Genomic DNA, 7,296 nt, shown 5'->3' with positions numbered 1-7,296 from the left:
GCTCCCGCCGTACCGAATACACGACGAAGCCCGCCCCCAGGCCCAGGAACAGCGTGCCGCCGACCAGGTACGGAGTCGTGTCGAAGGCGCCGGTGTCGGCGAGCTGCGTTTGGGGGGACTGGTCGGTGGAAGTCGAGTCGGTGGAAGCGGCCTGTGTGATCGTCGATGTCCGCTCTGCTCTGGCCTCCGCCGCGGGGCCGTCCCACGTCGCATTGGCGGACGGGACGAACCACAGGGCACCCAGGAGGGTGCCCGCGGCGGTGGCGGTCAGCAACGAGCGACGAGCGGCGGACACGGAATATCGATCCCCTTGCGGTGCAGGCGAATTGGCCGTGAGGACCGATGCTAATGAAAGACGCGGGTCTCAGGAAAGTCACGGTACCTGTGAGCGCCGCGAGCGGCGGCCGTGATGGCTCGAAGTCGGTGCAGTGACGGAGGACACTGCGGCCCCGATTCGCCGGATCGGTGCCTGGGCGAGGATGATGTCGCGGTGGACGACCGCAACCGGATACCGGGTTCTGTCGTCTCAGGGGGAGCGCTGACCGACACCCGCACCAGTCGTACGCCGTCGTACCGACGTGGTGTGCCCCACACCGGCGACATATGTGGAACGGGATGCATCGGTTTTGGCGTTTCTAGAAGTTACGGGGACTCTCAGGTGTCTTGGGGATTCGGCAACGATGGAGAAGCGTGTGATGACGAACAGTAAGCGGCGCAAAGGCCTGACGGTCGCGTCCGCGCTGCTCGGAGGGGTGCTGGTGCTCTCTGCGTGCAGCGGGAGCGACGACGGGAAGTCCGGCGCCGAGGGGGACGGCACTTCGCAGTCCAAGGTCGATGAGGCGGCGGCGGAGAAGAGCTCCGAGGCCAAAATCAAGATCACGCCCAAGGACGGCACCGACAACGCCTCCATCAACAACGCCGCCAAGGTCACCGTGAGCAAGGGCACGCTCACCGACGTCACCATGAAGACCTCGGCCGGCGACGCAGTCGAGGGCGAGATATCGGCCGACAAGAAGAGCTGGAAGCCCAGCGCTCAGCTGGAGCGGTCCACCACGTACAAGCTCACGGCCGCCGCCAAGGACTCCGAGGGCCGCACCGCCCACGAGAACTCCTCGTTCACGACCGTCTCCCCGTCCAACAGCTTCATCGGCACCTTCACGCCCGACGACGGCGCCACGGTCGGCGTCGGTATGCCGGTCTCGATCAACTTCGACAAGGAGATCACCAACAAGGAGGCCGTGCAGAAGGGGATCACGGTCACCTCCAGCAGCGGCCAGGAGGTCGCCTGCCACTGGTTCAGTACCCAGCGCATGGACTGCCGCCCCGACGAGTACTGGAAGAGCGGCTCCAAGGTCACCCTCAAGCTGGCCCTGGACGGCGTCGAGGGCGCGGAGGGCGTCACCGGCGTCCAGCAGAAGACGGTCTCCTTCACGATCGGCCGCAACCAGGTCTCGGTCGTCGACGCCAAGACCAAGCAGATGAAGGTCATGCGCGACGGCAAGACCATCAAGACCATTCCGATCTCCGCCGGTTCGCCCGAGAACAAGACGTACGAGGGTCAGATGGTGATCTCCGAGAAGTTCAAGGAGACCCGGATGAACGGCGCGACGGTCGGCTTCACCGACGACGACGGCAAGGGCGAGTACGACATCGAGAACGTGCCGCACGCCATGCGCCTGTCGACCTCCGGCACCTTCATCCACGGCAACTACTGGGGTTCCGACGACGTCTTCGGCAACGTCAACACCAGCCACGGCTGTGTTGGTCTGAACGACACCGAAGGTGCGAACGACCCGAAGACCGAGGGTGCCTGGTTCTACAACAACTCGATGATCGGTGACGTCGTGGTGGTGCAGAACACCGGCGACAAGCAGATCGCTCCGGACAACGGCCTCAACGGCTGGAACATGGACTGGGCCGCGTGGAAGGCCGGTTCGGCGCTCTGACGGCCGGTTCCGCGGGAGGCGGCGCGGATGTGACGCGTCCGGTTTGTACGCGGTGGGCGTAGGCAGACGATGGCCCGCCGGGACCTCATGGTTCCGGCGGGCCGTTCGTGTTTCTGTGGGGGTATGACTGTTCAGACCGTCGAGTACATCCGGTACCGGATTCCCGAACAGCAGTCGGCCCAGTTCCTGGCCGCCTACACCCGTGCCGCCGCCCATCTAGCCGCGGCCCCGCAGTGCGTCGACTACGAACTGGCGCGCTGCGAGGAGGACTTCGAGCACTTCATCCTGCGTATCACCTGGACCTCGACCGAGGACCACCTCGAGGGCTTCCGGAAGTCGGAGCTGTTCTCCGACTTCCTCGCCGAGATCCGGCCGTATGTGGGCGACATCGAGGAGATGCGCCACTACAAGCCGACCACCGTACGCGGCACGGGCGCGTCCGTGCCGACGCTGTACGCCTGGGCGGGCGGCGCCGAAGCCTTCTCCCGGCTCACCGAGGTCTTCTACGACAAGGTCCTGCGGGACGACGTCCTGGCCCCCGTCTTCGCCGGGCTCGACCCCGAACACGCCTCGCATGTCGCGCTCTGGCTCGGCGAGGTCTTCGGCGGCCCGCCCGCCTACTCCGAGACGCAGGGCGGTCACGGTCACATGGTCGCCAGGCATCTCGGCAAGGGCATCACCGAGATACAGCGCCGCCGCTGGGTCAACCTCCTCCAGGACGCGGCCGACGAGGCGGGCCTGCCGACCGACGCCGAGTTCCGCTCGGCCTTCGTCGCGTACGCGGAGTGGGGCACGCGGCTCGCGGTGTACTTCTCGGGCCCGGACGCGAAGCCTCCGGCGGAGCAGCCGGTGCCGAAGTGGACGTGGGGAGCGGCTCCGCCGTACCGGCCGTAGGACTTCTGCGGCTTCTGCGGCTTCTTCGTTCGGGTGCTACGCCTGGGGAGCGGTCCGGCCCGCGTGCGTGGCGTCCCTGCCCCAGCTCGCCAGCAGGCGCAGGGCCTCCGCCGACGGCGATCCCGGCTCCGCGTGGTAGGTGATCAGCGACTGCTGGGCGTCGTCCGCCATGTGGAACGTCTCGAAGGACAGCGTCAGGTCACCGACCAGCGGGTGGCGCAGGCGCTTGACGCCGTGGCTCTTCTCCTTGACGTCGTGCCTGGCCCACAGCCGCCGGAAGTCCTCGCTCTTGAGGGAGAGTTCGCCGACCAGGGCGGACAGTCGCGGGTCGTCGGGGTGGCAGCCGGCGTCCATGCGCAGAAAGCTGACCATGTCGGCCTGCTTCTGGTCCCACTCCACGAACAGCTCGCGGGACGCGGGGTTCAGGAACACCAGCCGCGCCCAGTTCCGCTCCTGCGCCGGCAGCTCGGCCCAGTCGCCGAAGAGCGCCGCGGCCATCCGGTTCCAGGCCAGGATGTCCGAGCGGCGCCCCACGATGTACGCCGGGACACCGTCGATCGAGTCCAGCAGCTGGCGCAGCGCGCCCCGCACCTGCTGGGTCGGCGCGGCCGGCTTCTTCTTGTGCTGCTTCGGCTTCGCCAGGTGGGTCAGATGCGCGTGCTCGGCGTCGGTCAGGCGCAGGGCGCGTGCGATGGAGTCCAGCACCTCTGCCGAGACGTTCCGCCCGTTGCCCTGTTCCAGGCGCGTGTAGTACGCCACGGACACCCCGGCGAGCTGCGCCAGCTCCTCGCGTCGCAGCCCCGGCACCCGGCGGTGCCGCCCGAAGTCCGGCAGCCCGACATCCTCCGGCTTCAGCCGGGCACGCCGGGTGCGCAGGAACTCGCTGAGCTCGGCGCGGCGGTCCAGGCCCGTGCCGGGCTCGGGGGCGGGATCGGGCTGTGCGTCCATGCGTCCAGTATTCACGGTCGACGCCCGGTCGTACGCACACGAGCCTGCCCCGGCCAGTAGTAGGACCAGCGAACCTACGTAAAGCCGTGACCTGGGTAAACGCTGGGAGCTCCGGCAGGCTGGACGCCGTGCCCGGACGGAAAGAAGGCAGCCGGGCACAGAACCCTCGCTAGGAGAACCCCGGCATGACCACTGTTGCCGCATACGCCGCACCCGCCGCCAAGGCTCCGCTGGAGCGCACCACCATCGAGCGCCGCGCGGTCCGCGAGTTCGATGTGCTGATCGACATCAAGTTCGCCGGAATCTGTCACTCCGACATCCACCAGGTGCAGGAGGGCTGGGGCGAGGCGATCTTCCCGATGGTCCCGGGCCACGAGATCGCGGGCGTCGTATCCGAGGTCGGCCCCGGCGTGACCAAGTACAAGGTCGGCGACCGCGTGGGCGTCGGCTGCATGGTCGACTCCTGCCGTGAGTGCGACAACTGCAAGGCCGGCCAGGAGCAGTACTGCACCGGCGGCGGCATGATCGGCACGTACAACGCCCTCGACAAGGACGGCGAGCCCACCCTCGGCGGCTACGCCGAGAAGATCGTCGTCGACGAGAACTACGTCGTCCGCATCCCCGACGGCCTGTCCCTCGACGTGGCCGCGCCGCTGCTCTGCGCCGGCATCACCACGTACTCGCCCCTGAAGCACTGGAACGCGGGCCCGGGCAAGAAGGTCGCCGTCGTCGGTATGGGCGGACTCGGCCACATGGCCGTCAAGCTCGCGCACGCCCTCGGCGCGGAGGTCACGGTCCTCTCGCAGTCCCTGCGCAAGCAGGAGGACGGCCTGAAGCTGGGCGCCGACCACTACTACGCCACCAGCGACCCGAAGACCTTCCAGGAGCTGGCCGGCACCTTCGACCTCATCGTCTCGACGGTCTCGGCCCCGCTCGACTTCGACGCGTTCCTGTCCCTGCTGCGCACGGACGGCGCCCTGGCGAACGTCGGCGCTCCCGAGGAGCCGGTCTCCGTCAACCTCTTCTCGTTGCTCATGGGCCGCAAGACCCTCGCCGGCTCCGCCATCGGCGGCATCCAGGAGACCCAGGAGATGCTGGACTTCTGCGCCGAGCACGGCATCGGCGCGGAGATCGAGCTGATCGGCGCGTCCGAGATCAACGAGGCGTACGAGCGAGTGCAGAGCAGCGATGTGCGGTACCGGTTCGTGATCGACACCGCGACGATCTGAGTAGGTCGAAGGGCGGCCGCGACCTCGTGTCGCAGGTCACGGTCGGGGCGGCCGACGCGGGTTCAACCGTGTCGGCCGCCTTTCGGTCTTCCCTCCCGGTAACCCGCGATCTACAACTCGAAGCCAGGTAGCGTCTGTTCACGTCAAGCGGACGCTCATACGCAGCCGACTCGTGACCTTCGTGGGGGAGAGTGGGGTGGAGCGCCGACCGAGGGGAGAACAGCCAGATGACGAAGCCGGCGACGGGCGACTTCGGTGCCGGCCCCGTGGGGGTCGGCGACAGAGTCGGGCCGTACCGGCTGCTCAGAAACCTCGGTGCCGGCGGCATGGGCCGGGTCTGCCTGGCCCGCTCGGAGGGCGGGCGCACGGTCGCCGTCAAGCTCATCAAGCCGGAGCTGGCAGCCGAACCTCAGTTCCGCGAGCGCTTCCGGCTGGAGGTGGCGGCGGCGCGCAGGGTGAGCGACCGCTGGACGGCGCCGGTCCTCGACGCGGACACCGAGGCCGAAACACCGTGGGTGGCCACCGGCTACATCGCGGGACCCTCGCTCGAACACATCGTCTCGCCGCGCGGGCACGGCCCGCTGCCCGCCCACTCCGTACGCACCCTCGCCTACGGACTCGCCTGCGCCCTGCTGGACATCCACGGGGCCGGACTGGTCCACCGGGACCTCAAGCCCTCCAACATCCTGGTCACCATCGACGGCCCCCGCGTCATCGACTTCGGCATCGCGCGGGCGCTGGACGCGGTGCCCGGCTCGACCCTGACCAGCTCGGGCATGCTCGTCGGCTCGCCCGCCTTCATGTCGCCCGAGCAGATCAGGGACGAGCCGGTGGGCCCGGCCGCCGACGTCTTCTGCATGGCCGCGGTGCTGGCGTACGCGGCGACCGGGCAAACCCCGTTCGGCGGTGGCGGCTCCGGCGGTGTGCATGCCGTGATGTTCCGGATCGCTCAGGAGGAGCCGGACCTGACGGGCATCGAAGAACCGCTGAGGGGCCTGATCGCCGACTGCCTCGCCAAGGAACCGACGGCAAGGCCGACTCCCGAGGAGGTGGCCGCACGGGTGCAGCCAGCGGCGACCGGCACCGCGTCACCGCCGTGGCTGCCCGCCCAGATCATCGCCGAACTGGGGCGCAGCGCTGTTGAGTTGCTCGACACGGATACGCCGGCGTCGGGGGCGCCGGCGCGGGCGACTGCGTCGGGGGCGTCGGCGTCGGCTGCCTCCGCATCCGCCTCCGCGTCGTCGGCACCAGCACCCGCACCGGTACCGCCATCGCCATCGGCCGAGTCCGCACCGCCACCTGCCGGTTTCCCCGCGACCTGGGAAGAGACTCCCGTGGCGGAACGGTCGGAGTGGGGGACGCAGTTTGTGCCGAAGCCGGACCTCCGGTCCGCTGAGGCGGCTCCGGCTCCGGATCCGTCGTCGCGACCCCGTCGCGCAGGCAGGGGCCGACGGGCCGCGATCGCGCTGGGCGCCGCCGCCGTGGTGGTGGCGGGCGCCGTGTTCGGCGCGTCGGCCGCGGGTGTGCCGTTGCCCTTCGGGGACTCCTCGGAGTCGGGCTCCGGCGACAACGGCGGCCCGGCATCCGACGTGCCCAAGGAGTTCGTCGGCATCTGGGCGGGTGCGGTCGAGCGGGACGGGAAGCCCACCGGTCAGTACCGCCGGTTCGCCGTCTCGCCGGGGCAGGTGGGCGAGATCGTCGCCACCAGCATCAGCCTCGGCAAGAACTACGAGTGCAAGAGCGACGGCACACTCACCGCCAAGCCATCCAGCGGCAACGGCAGCGGTACGTCACTGCGGCTGGACACCAAGGTCGTCAGCAGTGTTCCCGCGGACCGCTGCTCGGCCCTCGGCGAGCACGTCCTCTCCCGGAGCGTCGGTGACTCCCTCCGCTGGGAAGCGGCGGGGCGTACCGCCGAACTGCACAGGATCGCGGGACCGGAGAAGCTCCCCGAAGGGGTGCTCGGCACCTGGCAGCGGCCCCTGGACGGCGGCGGCACGCAGCGGATGACCATCGAGCAGAAGCCGGTGGGAAGCCCGGCCGCCGCACTGGTCTCGGACGGCTCCGGCAACCACTGTGAGGCCGACATGAACCTGGTCTCCACAGGGGAGGCGAACCGCCCGATCCGCTTCGCCCCGCCCGAGGCCGACCGTGCGAACTCCTCCGGCCCCTGCGACTTCGGCGGCTCCTCCACGCTGCGCCGCGAGGGTGAGACACTCGTACGCGTGCTGGCGAACGGCGAGCGGCTCACCTATACGCGGGGGTGAGAGGCAGCCCCC

6 protein-coding genes are annotated in these 7,296 nt (G+C 69.3%); 4 read left to right on the top strand and 2 right to left on the bottom strand.

Going from position 1 to position 7,296, the window contains the following annotated elements:
• Window positions 1-295 (bottom strand): LPXTG cell wall anchor domain-containing protein (locus G6048_RS16335; protein WP_328826117.1); only part of this gene is annotated, 295 nt, incomplete at its 3' end.
• A gap of 400 nt (window positions 296-695) precedes the next feature.
• Between G6048_RS16335 and G6048_RS16330 the strand changes: the two genes are divergently transcribed.
• On the top strand, window positions 696-1,946 hold the full coding sequence (locus tag G6048_RS16330; RefSeq protein WP_165340262.1) for a L,D-transpeptidase: 1,251 nt from the start codon (window positions 696-698) through the stop codon (window positions 1,944-1,946).
• Window positions 1,947-2,069: 123 nt separating this feature from the next.
• On the top strand, window positions 2,070-2,840 hold the full coding sequence (locus G6048_RS16325; protein WP_165340261.1) for a group II truncated hemoglobin: 771 nt from the start codon (window positions 2,070-2,072) through the stop codon (window positions 2,838-2,840).
• Window positions 2,841-2,876: 36 nt separating this feature from the next.
• Here G6048_RS16325 and G6048_RS16320 read toward each other — a convergent pair whose 3' ends face one another.
• A complete protein-coding gene (locus tag G6048_RS16320; RefSeq protein ID WP_165340260.1) occupies window positions 2,877-3,788 on the bottom strand; it encodes a helix-turn-helix domain-containing protein in 912 nt (303 codons plus the stop codon).
• A 185-nt stretch (window positions 3,789-3,973) separates the two neighbouring features.
• Here G6048_RS16320 and G6048_RS16315 point away from each other — a divergent pair, with 185 nt between their 5' ends.
• Window positions 3,974-5,017, top strand: a complete 1,044-nt coding sequence (locus G6048_RS16315) for an NAD(P)-dependent alcohol dehydrogenase (protein ID WP_165340259.1) — start codon at window positions 3,974-3,976, stop codon at window positions 5,015-5,017.
• Between the two features lie 227 nt (window positions 5,018-5,244).
• A complete protein-coding gene (locus G6048_RS49580) occupies window positions 5,245-7,284 on the top strand; it encodes a serine/threonine-protein kinase (protein ID WP_235989934.1) in 2,040 nt (679 codons plus the stop codon).
• Window positions 7,285-7,296: the final 12 nt, after the last annotated feature.

It is taken from the genome of Streptomyces ureilyticus (assembly GCF_011045025.1).
Taxonomy (GTDB): domain Bacteria; phylum Actinomycetota; class Actinomycetes; order Streptomycetales; family Streptomycetaceae; genus Streptomyces; species Streptomyces ureilyticus.
This window is presented reverse-complemented; position numbering and strand designations above follow the sequence as displayed.